Below are 16,603 nucleotides of genomic sequence, written 5' to 3'. Positions count from 1 at the left end.
ATGGCGACGGACCTCGACCGGCTCACCCAGTCGCTCGCCCGCAACCTCAAGCGCTGGCGCGCCGAGCGCCACCTCACCCTCGACGCCCTGGCGGCCCGCTCGGGGGTCAGCCGCGGCATGATCATCCAGATCGAGCAGGCCAGGACGAACCCCAGCGTGGGCACGACCGTCAAGCTCGCCGACGCCCTGGGCGTCAGCATCACCACGCTCCTCGACCAGGATCAGGTCGCCCGTGTCCGCCTCGTGCCCAGGGAAGAGGCGGTGCGCATGTGGTCGACGGAGGCGGGCAGCCACACCACGCTGCTCGTCGGCGCCCAGGGCCGCGGCCCGGTCGAGCTGTGGGACTGGCGCATCGCCCCCGGCGACGCCAGCGCATCCGACCCGCATCCGCCCGGCACGCTCGAACTGATCACCGTCACCGCCGGCGAGCTCACCCTCGTCGTGGACGGCGAGGAGCACGCCGTGCCCGCCGGCACCTCCGCGGCGTTCGAGTCGAGCGTGCCCCACACGTACCGCAACGCCGGCGACGTGCCGGTGGAGATGACGATGGCCGTGGCCATCGCCCCCGCACACTGACGCCCCCGCGGAGCCGGCCGGCGCGCGCCGAGACCGAGGTCGGAAAAAGGTCACGAAAACCGTCGTGGCAGCGATGTCACCGTGGTTTCAAATCCCTCAGCCTCCGCCAAGGTCAGCGTAGGTGCTGGTCAGGGGGTACCCCTTTCGTGTAGGCCCGTCTCACCTTGATCCATTCGTGTCGCGCCGACGACCAGTGCGTGTGGACCAGACGTGGACCAGGAATCTTGTTGATCCGACCGCAACTGCCCAGCTCTGGTGGGACCCTGTGGCCCATGAGGCGTGGGGACATCGGGGGAGTCGTGGCAGCCTGTTCAGCTGCCGTGATATTGGCGGCAGGCTGCTCGGGGCCATCCGATGAAGTCAGAGCGGGACCATCTGTAACCGCAGGGCCGCCCGGCCGCCCCACCGCCGTGGCTGACTGTTTGTGGCACAGGAGCCATTCCGCGGCCAGTCTCGGCTCCCCCGCTGTGCGTTGCCGGCTGAGGAGTCCGAGGCCGGGTACCACGGCACCTTGACGGGGACGGTTGGCCGGGCCATCGTCTGTGCAACCAGACGCAACCGAGTAGGCAGGGGGCAAGGTCATGGCTCTACTGTTCTTCGGTAAGGACCCGAACACCAACGGTGACGACTGCCCGACGGTGTGGGTGGATGGCAAGAGCGCCGATCTCGTGGTTCAGGGGTGGAAGGCCGACGGCGAGACCGAAGAAGAGTGCCGTACGGTGGGCCACATCCCCGACACGGAAGCAGTGATCCGGATTCCGGCGCGTATGGTGCCGCTGATCAGGAAGGCGTGCGATGAGGCCGAACAGCGTTCCGCCGTTCAGTGACCTGATCAAGGAGTGCTACCGGTCGGCCGTTCATCTGGAGCTGCGGGATACGTACAGCGTCGCCTCGGAGGCCGACGACTTCGCGGAGTGGCAAACATGCGGACGGATCACGCCCGAGTCGGTTGAGCGTCGCCGTCCCTGGCATGACCTGGTGCGGGACACGGTGGCGCGCGGTGTGGTGATGCGTCGAGCCCGGGTGGTCTCTGTGCCTGTCAGTGAGTACATCCGCTACGAGCACGCCGGCACGTATCTGAACGTCGAGGCCGGGGAGGCGGTTCGTTGGCTGCCCCGAAGGGACGCGGCCACGCTTGCTCTGCCGGGTGCGGACTTCTGGCTGTTCGACGACCGGCTGATTCGCTTCGGCCACTTCAGTGGTGATGGTGCGTCGGCAGGGCACGAGCTGTGCGACGACCCGGCGGTGCTCAAGCTATGCGCTGAGGCGTTCGAGGCGGTCTGGCAGCGCGCCACACCCCACGAGGCGTTCGCTGTCTAACGGCGTCAGCGGACGAGTCAGCTCATGCCCACGTATCAGTCATCGAGCGTCGAAGCAGCGCGCAAGGCAGTGGCGGCGAAGCTGCGTGAGGTCCGTCTCGACGCCGGGCTGACAGGGCATGAGCTGGCCGTACGTTGCGGGTGGAACAAGTCCAAGTCCTCGCGCATCGAGAATGCGCGTACGCCCCCTTCTGATGCGGACGTCCGGGCCTGGTGCGCGGCATGTGACGCCGACGGCCAGGCGGCGGACATCATTGCGGCGTCGCGCTCTGCCGACTCCATGTACCTGGAGTGGAAGCGTTTGCAGCGCACGGGCCTGCGGCGGTTGCAGGAATCCCGTATCCCGCTCTATGAGCGTACGAAGCTGCACCGCGGCTATGCGTCACACGTCGTACCAGGCTTGTTTCAGACGCCCGCGTACGCGTCCGCGTTGCTGTCGGTCATCCGCCGGTTCCATGGCACCCCGGACGACACGGCCGAGGCTGTGGACGCCCGCATGGCACGGGCGCGTGTCCTCCAAGAGGCAGGGCATCGGTTCACCCTGCTGATTGAGGAGTCGGTACTGAGGTACCAGATCGGCGATGCCGAGACGATGGCCGGCCAGTTGGGGCACCTGCTGTCGGTCATGTCGCTTCCCGCTGTCTCCGTCGGGATCATCCCGTTCACGGCGCGGAGCCGCGGCATGTGGACCCTGGAGGGCTTCAACATCTTCGATGACGAGCGGGTCCACGTGGAACTGCTGACGGCCCAGGTGACGGTCGCTGCACCGGGTGAGGTCGCGATGTACGTCAAAGCGTTCTCCGAGCTGCGGGACCTGGCCGTGTACGGGACGCCGGCCCGAGCTGTGGTGACCGCAGCACTCGACTCACTCCGGTGAAGAACTCGCGTGCAACAACGTAGAACTCGCTAGGGCGGCGGACGTTCGTGCTCCTAGCGTGTCGTCATTCGGACGACGCGAGGAGCGGGGATGTGCACTCGTAGGACGACCATGTCACCGGCCCCCCACCTGGGGTTGCCAACCTTTGAGCCGCCGGACCCGGTGCCCGGCTGTGATGAGTGTGCGAGATTGGCGGGCACCCGGTTGGATGCCCGGACGGCGGGTGACTACACGACCGTTACGGACTGCGATATCCGGATGCGCAGGCACTCGGAGGGGCACCGGTGAGCCGGGTCTTTCGGTTCGTGCCGTACACGATCACGCAGGACGAGGCGGTGTGTCCCGAGTACATCGCGGAGTGCGTGGCCGGCGACGAGGAGGAGTGCGGGGCGCACTCCGGCCGGTTCGTAGATCGCGGTGACGTCGAGGCGTGGATGTTCGGGCATGCCCGGGACTCGGGGCACCGGCCGTTTCGGCGGACGTTCACCGACTTCGCCGACGTCGGCCAGGACCAGGCCGGTGAGGAGGGCCGGGACCGGGGTGAGCGGGCCGGGGGCGTCACGATCGCGCACGGGTTCCCGGTCACGGCCTACGTGCTGATCATGGATCGTCTGGGACGCATGTTGCTGGTGCACCCGGCGAAGGCCGACGGGCCGTGGCATCTGCCGGGCGGGATCGTTGAACCGGGGGAATCGCCCCTCGACGCCGTCCGGCGGGAAGTCCGTGAAGAACTCGGCCTCACCTTCGATACCCACATCTGGCAGTTCCTCGCCGTCGAGTGGCTACAGGCCGCCCGCCCCGAGCGGCGCGACCGGCTGTCCTTCCTCTTCACCGGACCTCGTCTGTACTCCAGTGACGACGGCCACATCGTCCTGCAACGCGAGGAGCTCGATGCGTGGCGGTGGGAGTACACCGGCTCCGCGCTCGAACTGCTCCACCCCCGACTGTCCGCACGCGTCGCACGAGCACTGCGCACCCATCGCACCCATCGCGCTCATCCCGTCAGTTACCTGGAAGCCAGGAACGAGGAGGCCACACCATGACCGACTTCCCCGAACGCACCCTCCGGATCGGCACCCGCAGTTCCCCGATGGCGCTCGCCCAGGTCGAACAGGTCTCCGCCCTGCTGCGCAAGCATGAGCCGGAGCTGACCATCGACGTGGTGCCGGTGACCACGGAGGCCGACAAGTGGCAGGGCGACCTGGCCCAGCTCGGCGGCAAGGGCCTGTACGTCAAAGAGATCGACACCATGCTCCAGCGTGGCGACGTCGACATGGCCGTCCACTGCGTCAAAGACGTCCCCGGCGACCGGCCCCTGCCACAAGGGCTGATCTTCGCCGCCTACCTCCTCCGGGACGACGTGCGTGACGTTCTGCTCTTCCCGGAGGGCTCCGGCCGGCAGACCCTTGATGACCTGCCGCCGGGCTCCGTCGTGGCCACCTCTGCCGTGCGCCGCAAAGCGCAGATCAACCGGGTGCGGCCCGATCTCAGCGTCGTACGGGTCCGCGGCGCGGTCGGCTCGCGGGTCGAGAAGCTCGACGGCAAGAGGAGGGTGGATGCCGAGCTCGACGCGATGGTCCTCGCCACCTCCGGACTGGAGCGACTCGGGATCGCGCACCGCGGGCGCCAGGTGTTCAGCGTGGAGGAGATGCTGCCCGCGGTCGGCGCCGGCACGCTCGGCCTGGAGTGCCGCCGGGACGATGCGGCCGTGGCGGCGCTGCTGGCGCGGCTCAATGACGAGCGGACCATGACCGAGATCACTGCTGAGCGGGTCATGCTGCACGGCTTGCGCGGGCACTGCAACAGCCCCATCGCCGGCCACTGCATCACCGACCCTGATGGACAGCTTTCCCTGCGGGGGATGGTCTTCTCCCGCGATGGGTCGAAGTTCGTTCACGCCCACATCTGGGGTGAGAGCGACAACGACCCCGCCACCCTCGGCACCCGCGTTTGTGCCGAGCTCCTGAGGCAGGGAGCCCGCGACATCATCGAGGGCATCCCGCACTGACCACCCCTCCTGGAGTCTGCGGACCAGGCGCGGACCACGAGCCCCGTTCGAACGGCTCAGACGGCAGGCTGTCCCCGCATCGTTCCAGGTGAATCGATGCGGGGAGAGTTGCCCGAGCGGCCTGAGGGAACGGTCAGGAAAGTCGCGCCCCGCGCTCGTCGCGGAGCCGTAGCGAGTTCAGTTCGATCGCCGGGCAGCGGTCCATCACCATGTCCAGGCCGGCCGCGCGCGTCCGCTCGTACGCCGCCTCGTCGACGACCCCCAGCTGGAACCAGACCGCCCGGGCGCCGATCGCGACCGCCTCGTCCGCGACGGCGCCCGCGAGGCTGCTGTTGACGAACACGTCCACCACGTCGACCGGGAAGGGGATGTCCGCGAGGCGGGCGTAACCCGGCTCGCTGTGCACCGGCTCCGCCTTCGGATGCACCGGCACGACGCGCTTGCCGTGGCGGCGCAGCACCTCGGCGACGCCGTAGGCCGCCCGCTGCCGGTTGGACGACAGACCGACCAGCGCCCACGTGTCGCCGGTCTCCTCGATGATCTTCCGGATGATCCCCGGTTCCGCGTACATGCCCGCTCAACGATCATCCCCCCGTCACCATTCCCCGGCCGGCGCATAGGCTGGCGGGATGACGGAGCAGTACCGGACGGTCGCGCGCGAGGGCGTGCACGAGATCGAGATCAGCAAGTCGCGCTTCATCTGCGCGCTCGCGCCCGCCGCTACGGAGGAGGAGGCGCAGGCGTTCGTCGCGCGCATCCGCAAGGAGCACCCCACCGCCCGCCACCACTGCTTCGCCTACGTGCTGGGCGCCGACGGATCGGTGCAGAAGGCGAGCGACGACGGTGAGCCGGGCGGCACCGCCGGCGTGCCGATGCTCCAGATGCTGGTCCGCCGCGAGGTGCGCTACGCCGTCGCCGTCGTCACCCGCTACTTCGGCGGCGTCAAGCTCGGCGCGGGCGGGCTGATCCGCGCGTACGGGGGCGTGGTCGGCGAGGCGCTGGACGCCCTCGGGACCGTCACCCGGCAGCGCTTCCGGCTCGCGTCCGTCACCGTCGACCACCAGCGCGCCGGGAAGCTGGAGAACGACCTGCGGGCGACGGGCCGCGCCGTGCGCGAGGTGCGCTACGGCGCGGACGTGCGGATCGAGGTGGGGCTGCCCGAGGCGGACGTCGAGGGCTTCCGCGCCTGGCTCGCGGACACCACGGCCGGCACCGCCCGCCTCGAACTCGGCGGCGAGGCGTACGGGGACGCCTGAGCCGCCGGCCCCGCCCCTGCCTGACCCGCGCCCCCGCCTCGGCCCCCCTACGCGTAATCCTCCAGCCGGGCCAGCGCGTAGCCCTGCTCCGTGACCTTGCGCAGCACGGTGCGCAGCATGTCGCACATGGTGCCGCCCCACGCCTTGGGCCCGTTGAAGTGGGTGAGGATGATGTCGCCGGGGTGGAACCGCTGGTCGTCGTGGCGGAAGTCCATCCGGTCCGCGAAGGCCTCCTCGTTCCACAGCGGCGCGGCCCGCGTGCCGCACTCCTCGGCGACGGCGAGGGTGTCGGCGTCGAAGTCGCCGAAGGGCGGCCGGAAGAGCGTCGGCCGGACGCCGATCTCGCGCTCCAGGATGTCCTGCTGACCGCAGATCTCCGTGTACTGCTCGTCCTCGGAGATGTGGTTCATCTGCGGGTGGTGCAGCGTGTGGTTCTGGATCGAGACGCCCAGCGCGTGCAGGTCGCGGAAGTAGCCGTAGTCCTCGGCCGCGGACTCGTCGGTGAGGAAGGCGCTCAGCGGGATCTGGAGGTCCCGCACCATGTCCAGGAACTCCCGGTCCTTCGCCGCCCCGTCGTCGATCGTCAGGAACGCGATCTTCTGGTCGGTCGGCACGTGGGCGGGCGCGGGGATGAGGTCCGGGCCCTGGTCCGCCCACTCCGGCGTGGTCAGCCGGGGCTTCTCCCTCGGCGGGGACGGCGCGACGAGCGGTGCCTGGTCCAGGCCCCAGCGCTGCGCGGCGGCCAGCCGCTGCTCGGGCGTCAGCTTGACCTTCGGCGGCGCCGGTGCCTGCTGCTCCTGGTCCTGCTCCTCCCGCCCTTGCTCCTCACGGCCCTGCCGTTCCTGTCCCTGCTGTTCCTGCCCCTGCCGGCGGGCCTGCCCCTTGAGCTGTCCGAGGCCGGCCGCGTCCTGGCCGTCGCGCGCGCCGGGCAGGGCCGCGTCGCCGCCCGCGCACGCGGCGGCGCCGGCGAGCAGCAGGAGCAGGGTCAGGACGAGGGGGAGGGGGCGGCGTATGCGGTGGTGTGCGCCACGGCCGTGCCGAGCAAGGACATTTCGTATGAGTCGCATATTTCCGGATCTTTTCAGCGGGTCGGGTGCCCCGCCCGTCCGGTACGCCCATCGGGGCGCCGTGCTCGGCCACTCGGGGCCGTGCCCGGCCACCCCTCCGCAGATGGAACACTTGGGGCCCGTGAGGATCCTGCATACGTCCGACTGGCACCTGGGCCGCTCGTTCCACCGCGTGAACCTGCTCGACGCCCAGCGCGCCTTCATCGGCCACCTGGTGCGCACCGTCCGGGAGCGGCAGGTGGACGTGGTGCTCGTCGCGGGCGACGTCCACGACCGGGCCGTCCCCCCGCTCGGCGCCGTCGCCCTCTTCGACGAGGCGCTGCACCGGCTCGCGGACCTCGGCGTGCCCACGGTCATGATCTCCGGTAACCACGACTCGGCCCGCCGCCTGGGCGTCGGCGCCGGGCTCATCGACCGGGCCGGCATCCACCTGCGCACCGACCCCGCGGGCGTGGGCACCCCCGTCGTCCTCGCCGACGCCCACGGCGACGTCGCCTTCTACGGCCTGCCCTACCTGGAGCCCGCCCTCGTCCGCGAGGAGCTGGGCGCGGCCCGCGCCGGCCACACGGACGTCCTCGCCGCCGCCATGGACCGCGTCCGCGCCGACCTCGCCGCGCGGCCCGCCGGCACCCGCTCCGTCGTCCTCGCCCACGCCTTCGTCACCGGCGGCACCGCCAGCGACAGCGAGCGCGACATCACCGTCGGCGGCGTCGCCCAGGTCCCCGCCGCCGTCTTCGACGGCGTCGACTACGCCGCCCTCGGCCACCTCCACGGCTGCCAGACGATCACCGAGCGCGTCCGCTACTCCGGCTCCCCGCTGGCCTACTCCTTCTCCGAGGCGGACCACCGCAAGACCATGTGGCTCCTCGACCTCGGCGCCGGCGGCACCCTCACCGCCGCCGAGCGGATCGACTGCCCCGTGCCGCGCCCCCTCGCCCGCATCCGCGGCCGCCTCGACGACCTGCTCCGCGACCCGGCCCTCGCCCGGCACGAGGACGCGTGGGTCGAGGCCACCCTCACCGACCCGCACCGCCCCGACGAGCCCATGGCCCGCCTCGCCGAGCGCTTCCCGCACGTGCTCAGCCTCGTCCTGGACCCCGAGCGCTCGCCGCAGGACCCCCTCGCCTCGTACGCCACGCGCCTGCGCGACCGCAGCGACCAGGAGATCGCCGAGGACTTCGTGGCCCACGTCCGCGGCGGGCTCGCGGCCGACGACCGTGAACGCGGCATCCTCACCGCCGCCCTCGACCACGTACGGCTCACCGAGAGCTCCGAGGAGGCGGGCGCCCGATGAGGCTGCACCGGCTGACGATCACCGCGTTCGGCCCCTTCGGCGGCACCCAGCACATCGACTTCGACGCGCTGTCCGCCGACGGGCTCTTCCTCTTCCACGGCCCCACCGGCGCCGGCAAGACCTCCGTCCTCGACGCCGTCTGCTACGCCCTCTACAACGAGGTGCCCGGCGCCCGCCAGGGCACCGCCGGCAGCCCGGTGCTGCGCAGCGACCACGCCGGCGACGACACCCTCACCCAGGTCGTCCTCGACCTCACCGTCGCCGGCCGCCGCCTGGAGATCACGCGCCGCCCCGAGCAGCTGCGCCCCAAGAAGAAGGGCACGGGCTTCACCAAGGAGCGGGCCGCGAGCGAGCTGCGCGAGCACCGCGACGGGAAGTGGGAGGGGCTCAGCCGCTCCCACCAGGAGATCGGCGAGGAGGTCAAGCAGCTCCTCGGCATGAGCCGGGAGCAGTTCTGCCAGGTCGTCCTCCTGCCCCAGGGCGAGTTCGCCCGCTTCCTCGGCGCCAAGGACACCGCCCGCGGCGACCTGCTCGGCAAGCTCTTCGACACCGGCCGCTTCGCTGCCGTCGAGAAGCGGCTCGCGGAGCTGCGCCGCGCCGCGGAGACCGGCGTACGGGCCGGCGACGACGGGCTGCTCGCCCTCGCCCACCGGATGCGCCAGGCCGCCGGCGACCCGTCGCTGCCCGAGGTGGGCACGCCGTCGCCCGCCGCGGCGGCCGAGGGCGGTGCCGGCGCACCTGCCGGCCGTACCCGCGGCGGCGTCCCGGCACCCCGCGCCGCGAAGCAGTCCGCCGCCGGGCAGGCCGTCCCCGCCCAGCGCGCCGCCACGGCCCCGCTCGCCCCCGGCGCCCCCGGGCTCGCCGAAGCCGTCCTGGAGTGGGCCGCCCTCGCCCGCAGCGGCGCCCGGGAACGCCGGGACGCCGCCGCCGTCGCCGCGCGCACCGCCGAACAAGCCCACCGGGCCGCCCAGGACCACGCCGACGCCGTACGCGAACTCGCCCGGCTCCAGCACCGGCACGCCGAGGCCCGCCGCCGCGCCGACGCCCTCGCCGCCCAGCGCGACGCGCACGAGGCCGGCCGCGAGCGGATGCGGCGGGCCCTCGCCGCCGACGGCGTCGTCCCCGTCCTGGAGATGCGCGCCGAAGCCGACCGCGCCCACCGCGCGGCGGCCGCCGCCGAGCAGCGCGTCCGCGCGGCCCTCCCCGAGGACCGGCGCGACGCGGGCGCCGGACAGCTCGCCGCCCTGGAGCGGCAGCTCCGCGAGGAGCTCGGCTCCCTGGCCGCCGCCCGCCGCGCGGAGGAGCGCGCCGCCGGAATCGAGGTCCAGCTGCGCGCGCTGGAGCGCGAGGCCCGCGCCGGCGAGGACGAGCTCGCCGAGCTGACCGGCTGGCTCGACGGCTGGGAAGCGCTGCGCGCCGCCTGCGAGCAGCGCGTCGAGACCGCGCGCGCCGAAGCCCACCGAGCAGACCGGCTGGAGGCCGGGACCGGCCCCCTCCGCACCCGCCTGGCCGCCGCCCGCGAACGCGACCGCCTCACCGCGGCCGCCGCCGCGGCGGAGCGGACGCTGACCGGCGCCCGAGAACGGGCCGTCGCCGCTCGCGCCACCTGGCTCGACGTCAAGGAGCGCCGCCTGGACGGCATCGCCGCCGAGCTCGCGGGCGAGCTCGAAACCGGCGTGGCCTGCAAGGTGTGCGGAGCCACCGAGCACCCCGACCCGGCGCGCGCCGCGGCCGGCCGGGTCGACCGCGCCGACGAGGAGGCCGCCCTGGCCGCCTTCCAGCGCGCCGACGGCGTACGGGAGGAGGCCGCCCGCGACCTCCAGGGGCTCCGCGACTCCCTCGCCCGCGCCGAGGCCGACGCGGGCGAGGCCACCGCCGCGGAGCTCGAAGCGCTCGCCGGCGACCTCGGCCGCTCCCTGGCCGCCGCGCGCGCCGCGGGCGCGGACCTGCACGCGGCCCAGGAGGCCCTCCGGCAGGCCGAGCGCGAGCACGACCTGCGCCGCGAGGCCCGGCAGGCCGCCCTGACGCGGGCCGCCGCCCGTACGACCCGCCGCGAACAGCTCGGAAACGACCTGGCCGCCCTGGAGGAGGAGCTGGCCCGGGCCCGCGCCGGCGAGACGTCCGTCGCCCGCCGCGCCGCCCACCTGGAGCGGCAGCTGGACCTCCTGGCCGGCGCCGTCGAGACGGTCCGCGCCGCCGCGGACGCCGCTGGCCGGCTCAAGGAGGCCGACGCCCGCCTCGCCGACGCCGCCTTCCGCGCCGGCTTCGGCAACCCCGCGCTCGCGGAGGAGGCCGTGCTCGGCGCGGCGGCCCGCCGGGAGCTCCAGGAGAGGCTCGACGCCCGGGCCCGCGAGGAGGCCGCCGTCGCCGAAGCCCTCGCCGACCCCGCGGCCGTGGACGCCGCCGCACATCCCGCCGCCGACCCCGGGGCGGCCGCCGCCGCCCTCGACGCGGCCGCGGCGAGGCTCCGCGACGCCTCCGTCGCCGAGGTCGCCGCCCGCACCCGCTGCAAGGACCTGGACCGCCTCTCCGCCGCGGCCCTCACCGACGCCCGCCGCCTCGCCCCGCTCCGCGAGGAGCACCACCGCGTCGCCGAACTGGCCGCGCTCGCCGCGGGCACGTCCACGCGCAACGAGCGCCGCATGCGCCTGGAGTCGTACGTCCTGGCCGCCCGCCTCGAACAGGTCGCGGCCGCCGCGACCGCCCGGCTCCGGCGCATGTCCGCCGGCCGCTACACGCTCGTCCACTCCGACGCCCGGGCCGGCGGCAACGCCCGCTCGGGCCTGGGCTTGCACGTGATCGACCACTGGACGGGCCGGGAGCGCGACACCGCCACCCTCTCCGGCGGCGAGACCTTCTTCGTCTCCCTCGCCCTCGCCCTCGGCCTCGCCGACGTCGTCACGGAGGAGGCGGGCGGCGTACGGCTCGACACCCTGTTCATCGACGAGGGCTTCGGCAGCCTCGACGAGCAGACCCTGGACGAGGTGCTGGACGTCCTGGACGCGCTGCGCGAGCGGGACCGCGCCGTCGGCATCGTCAGCCACGTCGCCGACCTGCGCCGGCGCGTGCCGACCCAACTGCGAGTGGTCAAGGGCCGGTCGGGCTCGACCGTACGGCACGAAATCGCCGGCGGCGCGCAGCACGACTGACCGCACCGCACGGGGCTCCGGCCTGTGGGCGCCGGTGAAGACGGGCCGGCGTCCGATCGGCGCTTCGCGCTCGGCAGGACCGGGAGCAGGACAGGCCGTTCCTGAAGGCCGGGCCTTCAGCGACCGATCGCGCGTCGGGGGAGGGGAGAGGAGTAGACGATGCTGGTGGTCACCGACCCCAGCGCGCCGATCCGGCCCGCGACCTCCTCCAGGTGCCGCATCGACCGCGCCGCGACCTTGATCATGAAGCAGTCGTCGCCGGTGACGTGGTGTGCCTCCAGGATCTCCTGCGTGGTCTCCAGCAGGTCGTGGAAGGGCTTGTAGTTGCCGTTGGGGTAGCGCAGCCGGACGAAGGCGAGGACGGGCATGCCCAGCTTCTCCGGGTCGACGACGGCCGTGTAGCCGCCGATGACGCCCGCCTCCTCCAGTCTGCGCACTCGCTCGGTGACGGCGCTGGAGGACATGTTCACGATCCGCGCCAGCTCGGCGTAGCCGACGCGTCCGTTGTGCTGGAGGGCGTCGAGGATGCGCCAGTCGGTGGCGTCGGGGGAATAGCCGGTCATGGGCGATGTCTAACAGTGAAATCACCGGTAACTCAAGAGTTTTGCCGAGGATTGACGGTTCTGCTCGGTGATCTTGGGCCGTAGATTCACTGCCATGACCACCCCTGCTCCCGCCCCCGCAAGCCGCGTCATGGCCGTGCCGCCCGCGCCCTCCGCCGATGCCGCCGCGTACTTCGCGGCCCGGCTCGCCTTCCACACCGACGTCGCCGACGTGCACGCCGCCCTCGCCGCCGGTGCCACGGACTTCGTCGTCGTGGACTCCCGCTCCACCGCGTCCTGGGACCAGGGCCACGTCCCCGGCGCCGTCCACCTGCCCACGGCGCAGATCCCGCAGCTGGCCCGGCAGTTCCTCGACCCCGCCGTCCCCGTCGTCGTCCACTGCTGGGGCCCCGGCTGCGACGGCGCCACCCGCGCCGCCCTGGCCCTCGCCCGGCTCGGTTACCGCGTCAAGGAGATGCTGGGCGGCATCGAGTACTGGATCCGCGAGGGCTACGCCGTAGAGACCGCCGACGGCACCCGGCAGCTCCCGCCGGACCCGCTGACCGCCCCGCTCGCCGCGGACGACTGCGGCTGCTGACCGGAGGCGGGGCCCCGGAATCCCAGGTCCCTGGGCGCTGCCGATCCCGGCACCCGGCCGGTACCGTGGTGCCATGCCGGCACTCAACATCGAATTCACGGAAGAGGAGCTCGCGGCCATCCGCGAGGCCGCTGCCGCGGACGGCAAGAGCATCAAGGCGTACGTGCACGACCTGTCCGTGCGCGAGCAGCAGCGCCGCCGCTTCGTGGAGCGCGCCGCCAAGTTCTGGAACGAGCACATGGCGGAGTTCGACGCCGCCTTCCCCGAGGAGGCTCCCCCGTCCACGGGCGGTGCCGCCGCCTGATGCCGCTGCTCATCGACCTGCCCTGGCTCCTCGGAGTCCAGGAGCAGAAGCTGTACGAAGAGCCCGCCGTCCACGACTACACCGCCCTCGCCGCCGCCGTCTCCCGGCACGCCTTCGACGTCGCGAAGTTCGACCACGAGCCCGACGCGGCCTGGCGCGCGGCCGCCCTGATGCACACCCTCGTCCGGCTCCAGCCGCTGCCCGTGCGCAGCAGCCTGTACGCCTGCATGGTCGTCGTCGCGTACATGGCCGCGGCGGGCGAGGGCATCGACCCGCCGTACGGGTCGATAGTGGACCTCGCGCGCGACATCAAGGAGTACCGCGTCGACGTCTACGAATGCGCCGACCGCATCCGCACCTGGCGGATCTGACGGCCCGCAAGCGGAAGCAGAAGCGGAAAGGGAGGGGCGGGCCCGGGGGCCCGCCCCCCGCCGTCACAGCACGGACAGCTCGGCCACCAGGTCGTCCAGGCCCAGCGAGCCCTGTGACAGCGCCGCCATGTGCCAGGCCTTCGCGTCGAAGGCGTCGCCGTGCGCGGCGCGGGCCGCGTCGCGGCCGGCCAGCCAGGCCCGCTCGCCCAGCTTGTAGCCGGTCGCCTGGCCGGCCATGCCGAGGTAGCGGACGACCTCGCTCTCCACGTAGTCCGAGGGACGCCCGCTGTGCAGGTCGCAGAACTCCTGCACCAGCTCCGGCGTCCAGCGCTCACCGGGGTGGAAGGGGGAGTCCGCCGGGATCTCCAGCTCCACGTGCATGCCGATGTCCACGATCACCCGGATGGCGCGCCACATCTGCGCGTCGAGGTAGCCCAGCCGGCGCTCGGCGTCCGTGAGGTAGCCCAGCTCGTCCATGAGCCGCTCCGCGTACAGCGCCCAGCCCTCGCAGTTGGCGCTGACCCCGCCGAGGGTGACCTGGTAGCGCGAGAGCTGATCGGCCACGTGCATCCACTGCGCGAGCTGGAGGTGGTGGCCCGGGACGCCCTCGTGGTACCAGGTGGACACCAGGTCGTAGACGGGGAAGCGGGTCTGACCCATGGTCGGCAGCCAGGTGCGGCCCGGCCGGGAGAAGTCCTCCGACGGCTCGCTGTAGTACGCGGCCGCCGCGCCGCCCGGCGGGGCGATGCGGGACTCGACCCGCTTGACCCGCTCGGCCAGCTCGAAGTGGGTGCCGTCCAGTGCCTCGATGGCCTCGTCCATCAGATTCTGCAGCCAGACCCGCACCTCCTCGACGCCCTCGATGTGCGTGCCGTGCTCGTCGAGGTGGGCCAGCGCCTCCCACGGCGTCTTCGCGCCGGGCAGCACCTTCTCCGCCTCGGTGCGCATCTCGCCCAGGAGGCGGTGGAACTCCGACCAGCCGTACGCGTAGGCCTCGTCGAGGTCGAGGTCCGTGCCGTTCCAGTAGCGCGACCAGCGGGCGTAGCGCTCGCGCCCCACGACGTCCGGGGCGCCTTCGACGCCCGGCGCGTAGACGTCGCGCAGCCAGTCGCGCAGCACGACGAGGCTGCCCGTCGCGGCGGCCGCCGCCGTGTCCAGCTCGGTGCGCAGCTCCTCCGGGCCGTCCGCGGCGAAGTCGCCGAACCAGCCGCTGCCGGTGCCGATCCACTCCTCCAGCTGTGTGAGGTTGGCGGCGACCTGGCGCGGGCCGGCGGGCAGCTTGCGCTCCAGGCCCTCGGCGAGCGAGGCCCGGTAGCCCTCCAGGGCCGCGGGCACGGCCCGCAGCCGCTCGGCGATCGCCGCCCAGTCCCCGGCGGTGTCGGTCGGCATCATGGTGAACACCTCGCGCACCGAGTGCAGCGGCGAGTGGATGTTGCTGACGGCGCGCAGGTACTCGTCCGCCTCGTGCACCGCGAGCTCCGCGGTCAGGCGCTCGCGCAGCAGCCGGGCGCAGCGCCGCTCGATGCCCGCGTCCGCGCCGGGCTGCCGCTCGGCCTCGGCGAGGCGGTCGAGCGTGGCGCGCGCGAGGTCGGCGACGGCCCGCGCGCCCGCCGGGGAGAAGTCCGGCAGCCGGGTCGCGGACGCCGGCACCCCCAGATAGGTGCCCGTGATGGGGTCGAGTTCGGTGTACGCGTCGACGTAGGCGTCGGCGACCTGGCGGGGGAGCAGCGTGCTCGTATCGTTCGGCATGCGGACATCCTCGTACGGAGGAGTACGCCGCGTCACCGGGTATTTGCAGGTCCGGCGCCGGCGGGCGGGCGGAATGTCATGGTGCGGGCGGAAGCGCCGGAACGGGGGCCGGGGCGAGCCGGACGGTGACGACGAGCGTGCCCTCCTCGACCTGGTAGTCCAGCGGCAGGTCCAGGGCGCGCATCGCCGCGACCATGCCGGTGTTGGAGGACCGCGTGACGGCGTAGACGCTGCGGCAGCCGTCCGCCACGGCCAGCTCGACCAGGCGGCCCAGGAGTTCGCCGCCGACGCCGCGCCGCTGCCAGTCGTCCTCGACGAGCAGGGCGACCTCCGTCTCGTCGCCGTCCCACAGCAGGTGGCCCAGGGCCACGAGGCGGCCCGTCGCGGTGTACGCGGCCAGGGTGCGGCCGAAGCGCGGGCTCAGCAGGTGGCGCAGGTAGCGGTCGGCGTCGCCGGCCGGGCCGTGGTAGCGCTGGGCGAGCGTCGCGGCGGAGCAGCGCTCCTGCATGGCGCGGGCCGCGGCGAGGTCCTCGGCGCCGGCGCGCCGGATGGTGATCTCGTTGCCTTCGGGCAGGGTCAGGACGTCGGCGCGCGGCGGGACGCGCGGGCCGAGCCGGGCGTCGAGCTCGACGAGGGCGCGGGCCCGGGCGAATTCGGTGGGCGTGAACGGCAGGTACGGGCGCTCGATGGTGATGGTGCCGCCGGAGGGGTCGCGCAGCCGCATCACGGTCTCCTCCCACACCCCTTCCGCCGGGACCTGCCCGGCGGTTTCGCCGCCGCCGCGCGGCGAGCGGGCGGGCACGGAGCGGATCGTGCAGCGGCCGAAGAGCCGGCGCAGTGCGAGCGGGAGTTCGGCGGCGTCGAGCGCGGTACGGGTGGCGAGGTTGAGGACCCGGGTCGGCGCGTCCACGAGGTCGTGGGCGTCGGCCCGCTCCAGCCAGGTCTCGCGGCCGCCGCCCGCGGCCGCGGCGTCGGCCAGGTGTGCGGCGGCCAGGGCGGCGGGGGCCCGCAGGAGGAGTTCGTCGACGACGCCGTCGGCCAGGGGGTGCGTTTGCAGGGAGAGGATGTCGACCTGCTGTCCGGCCAGAGCCGTGCACAGGGCGGCCAGGCTGCCGGGCTCGTCGCGCACGGTCGTGCGCATCCGCCACAGGGTGGTGCCGGTGGCGTCTTCCGCGGCGGGGTCCTGCCGCGGCTGCTCCGGCTGCTCCGGCTGCATCGATTGCTTCGGTTGCTTCGGCTGAGGAGTGCGGCCGCGGCTGCTGGTGCGCCGCGCCCACCAGGTGTGGAAGGCGGTGGTGGCGAGCAGGGCGGCGGCCGAGGAGGCGAGGAGCACGGGTCCGTCGGAGCCGTGGACGACGGTGTCGGCCACGGTGTCGGCGGCGGCGACCGCGGTGAAGAGGGCGGCCAGCTCGACCATGTCCCGCCGCCAGCGATGGGGGCGGTGGGGGTGCGCAGTGGTCTCGTCCGTCATGGGCACCACCCTGACGGAGGGG

Annotated in this window: 17 protein-coding genes; 12 read left to right on the top strand and 5 right to left on the bottom strand. The window is 73.2% G+C overall.

Annotation, left to right across the window (positions count from 1 at the left end; all coding sequences use genetic code 11):
• From D7231_RS28085 to hemC, 6 genes are all read left to right on the top strand, one after another.
• Complete coding sequence (locus D7231_RS28085; protein WP_120758367.1) at positions 1-576, top strand: helix-turn-helix domain-containing protein; 576 nt, start codon at positions 1-3, stop codon at positions 574-576.
• 581 nt (positions 577-1,157) lie between these two features.
• A complete protein-coding gene (locus D7231_RS28080) occupies positions 1,158-1,403 on the top strand; it encodes a hypothetical protein (RefSeq protein WP_120758366.1) in 246 nt (81 codons plus the stop codon).
• The gene (locus D7231_RS28075) at positions 1,372-1,896 is read left to right on the top strand and encodes a DUF6879 family protein (protein ID WP_120758365.1); all 525 of its coding nucleotides are present in this window, start codon (positions 1,372-1,374) and stop codon (positions 1,894-1,896) included. The genes D7231_RS28080 and D7231_RS28075 overlap by 32 nt, the downstream gene beginning before the upstream one ends.
• 24 nt (positions 1,897-1,920) lie before the next feature.
• Positions 1,921-2,772, top strand: a complete 852-nt coding sequence (locus D7231_RS28070) for a helix-turn-helix domain-containing protein (protein ID WP_120758364.1) — start codon at positions 1,921-1,923, stop codon at positions 2,770-2,772.
• A gap of 284 nt (positions 2,773-3,056) precedes the next feature.
• Positions 3,057-3,815: an NUDIX domain-containing protein gene (locus D7231_RS28060; RefSeq protein ID WP_120758362.1), complete on the top strand. Its 759-nt coding sequence runs from the start codon at positions 3,057-3,059 to the stop codon at positions 3,813-3,815.
• Positions 3,812-4,780 (top strand): hydroxymethylbilane synthase, encoded by a 969-nt coding sequence (hemC, locus tag D7231_RS28055; protein ID WP_120758361.1) that lies wholly within the window; start codon positions 3,812-3,814, stop codon positions 4,778-4,780. Before D7231_RS28060 ends, hemC begins: the two co-directional genes overlap by 4 nt.
• A 133-nt stretch (positions 4,781-4,913) precedes the next feature.
• Here the strand turns inward: hemC and D7231_RS28050 are convergent, their stop codons facing one another.
• Positions 4,914-5,351, bottom strand: coding sequence for a CoA-binding protein (locus tag D7231_RS28050; protein WP_120758360.1), 438 nt, complete (start codon positions 5,349-5,351; stop codon positions 4,914-4,916).
• A gap of 58 nt (positions 5,352-5,409) precedes the next feature.
• Here D7231_RS28050 and D7231_RS28045 point away from each other — a divergent pair, with 58 nt between their 5' ends.
• Positions 5,410-6,036 (top strand): YigZ family protein, encoded by a 627-nt coding sequence (locus tag D7231_RS28045; protein ID WP_120758359.1) that lies wholly within the window; start codon positions 5,410-5,412, stop codon positions 6,034-6,036.
• 47 nt (positions 6,037-6,083) lie between these two features.
• Here the strand turns inward: D7231_RS28045 and D7231_RS28040 are convergent, their stop codons facing one another.
• Positions 6,084-7,103, bottom strand: a complete 1,020-nt coding sequence (locus D7231_RS28040; protein ID WP_120758358.1) for a polysaccharide deacetylase family protein — start codon at positions 7,101-7,103, stop codon at positions 6,084-6,086.
• A 121-nt stretch (positions 7,104-7,224) separates the two neighbouring features.
• On the opposite strand from D7231_RS28040, the gene D7231_RS28035 reads away from it, so the two are divergent.
• Positions 7,225-8,397: an exonuclease SbcCD subunit D gene (locus D7231_RS28035; RefSeq protein ID WP_120758357.1), complete on the top strand. Its 1,173-nt coding sequence runs from the start codon at positions 7,225-7,227 to the stop codon at positions 8,395-8,397.
• Entirely contained in the window at positions 8,394-11,546 is a 3,153-nt protein-coding gene (locus D7231_RS28030) for an AAA family ATPase (RefSeq protein WP_120758356.1), read from the top strand. The genes D7231_RS28035 and D7231_RS28030 overlap by 4 nt, the downstream gene beginning before the upstream one ends.
• A gap of 116 nt (positions 11,547-11,662) precedes the next feature.
• Here the strand turns inward: D7231_RS28030 and D7231_RS28025 are convergent, their stop codons facing one another.
• Positions 11,663-12,109, bottom strand: coding sequence for an Lrp/AsnC family transcriptional regulator (locus D7231_RS28025; protein ID WP_120758355.1), 447 nt, complete (start codon positions 12,107-12,109; stop codon positions 11,663-11,665).
• 94 nt (positions 12,110-12,203) lie between these two features.
• Between D7231_RS28025 and D7231_RS28020 the strand changes: the two genes are divergently transcribed.
• From D7231_RS28020 to D7231_RS28010, 3 genes are all read left to right on the top strand, one after another.
• Positions 12,204-12,686, top strand: coding sequence for a rhodanese-like domain-containing protein (locus D7231_RS28020; protein ID WP_120758354.1), 483 nt, complete (start codon positions 12,204-12,206; stop codon positions 12,684-12,686).
• A gap of 73 nt (positions 12,687-12,759) precedes the next feature.
• Entirely contained in the window at positions 12,760-12,990 is a 231-nt protein-coding gene (locus D7231_RS28015; RefSeq protein WP_030364380.1) for a hypothetical protein, read from the top strand.
• A complete protein-coding gene (locus D7231_RS28010) occupies positions 12,990-13,361 on the top strand; it encodes a hypothetical protein (RefSeq protein ID WP_030364379.1) in 372 nt (123 codons plus the stop codon). The genes D7231_RS28015 and D7231_RS28010 overlap by 1 nt, the downstream gene beginning before the upstream one ends.
• A gap of 63 nt (positions 13,362-13,424) precedes the next feature.
• Here the strand turns inward: D7231_RS28010 and D7231_RS28005 are convergent, their stop codons facing one another.
• Both D7231_RS28005 and D7231_RS28000 read right to left on the bottom strand, forming a co-directional pair.
• Positions 13,425-15,110 carry a DUF885 domain-containing protein gene (locus D7231_RS28005; RefSeq protein ID WP_120758353.1) on the bottom strand — a complete coding sequence of 562 codons (1,686 nt, stop codon included), beginning with the start codon at positions 15,108-15,110 and terminating at the stop codon, positions 13,425-13,427.
• 76 nt (positions 15,111-15,186) lie between these two features.
• Positions 15,187-16,581, bottom strand: a complete 1,395-nt coding sequence (locus tag D7231_RS28000) for a GNAT family N-acetyltransferase (RefSeq protein ID WP_120758352.1) — start codon at positions 16,579-16,581, stop codon at positions 15,187-15,189.
• Positions 16,582-16,603 lie beyond the last annotated feature (22 nt).

The organism is Streptomyces klenkii, from assembly GCF_003626645.1.
Classification (GTDB): domain Bacteria; phylum Actinomycetota; class Actinomycetes; order Streptomycetales; family Streptomycetaceae; genus Streptomyces; species Streptomyces klenkii.
Note: the sequence above shows the minus strand (reverse complement) of the source record. Positions and strands in the feature narration are given on the sequence as shown.

What these genes read in the sequence shown, in the direction of transcription:
- D7231_RS28000 (WP_120758352.1), bottom strand. Translation starts at nt 16,581, where the DNA reads ATGACGGACGAGACCACTGCGCACCCCCACCGCCCCCATCGCTGGCGG.
- D7231_RS28085 (WP_120758367.1), top strand. Translation starts at nt 1, where the DNA reads ATGGCGACGGACCTCGACCGGCTCACCCAGTCGCTCGCCCGCAACCTC.
- D7231_RS28020 (WP_120758354.1), top strand. Translation starts at nt 12,204, where the DNA reads ATGACCACCCCTGCTCCCGCCCCCGCAAGCCGCGTCATGGCCGTGCCG.
- D7231_RS28040 (WP_120758358.1), bottom strand. Translation starts at nt 7,103, where the DNA reads ATGCGACTCATACGAAATGTCCTTGCTCGGCACGGCCGTGGCGCACAC.
- D7231_RS28080 (WP_120758366.1), top strand. Translation starts at nt 1,158, where the DNA reads ATGGCTCTACTGTTCTTCGGTAAGGACCCGAACACCAACGGTGACGAC.
- D7231_RS28015 (WP_030364380.1), top strand. Translation starts at nt 12,760, where the DNA reads ATGCCGGCACTCAACATCGAATTCACGGAAGAGGAGCTCGCGGCCATC.
- D7231_RS28030 (WP_120758356.1), top strand. Translation starts at nt 8,394, where the DNA reads ATGAGGCTGCACCGGCTGACGATCACCGCGTTCGGCCCCTTCGGCGGC.
- D7231_RS28050 (WP_120758360.1), bottom strand. Translation starts at nt 5,351, where the DNA reads ATGTACGCGGAACCGGGGATCATCCGGAAGATCATCGAGGAGACCGGC.
- D7231_RS28010 (WP_030364379.1), top strand. Translation starts at nt 12,990, where the DNA reads ATGCCGCTGCTCATCGACCTGCCCTGGCTCCTCGGAGTCCAGGAGCAG.
- hemC (WP_120758361.1), top strand. Translation starts at nt 3,812, where the DNA reads ATGACCGACTTCCCCGAACGCACCCTCCGGATCGGCACCCGCAGTTCC.
- D7231_RS28005 (WP_120758353.1), bottom strand. Translation starts at nt 15,110, where the DNA reads ATGCCGAACGATACGAGCACGCTGCTCCCCCGCCAGGTCGCCGACGCC.
- D7231_RS28070 (WP_120758364.1), top strand. Translation starts at nt 1,921, where the DNA reads ATGCCCACGTATCAGTCATCGAGCGTCGAAGCAGCGCGCAAGGCAGTG.
- D7231_RS28025 (WP_120758355.1), bottom strand. Translation starts at nt 12,109, where the DNA reads ATGACCGGCTATTCCCCCGACGCCACCGACTGGCGCATCCTCGACGCC.
- D7231_RS28045 (WP_120758359.1), top strand. Translation starts at nt 5,410, where the DNA reads ATGACGGAGCAGTACCGGACGGTCGCGCGCGAGGGCGTGCACGAGATC.
- D7231_RS28075 (WP_120758365.1), top strand. Translation starts at nt 1,372, where the DNA reads ATGAGGCCGAACAGCGTTCCGCCGTTCAGTGACCTGATCAAGGAGTGC.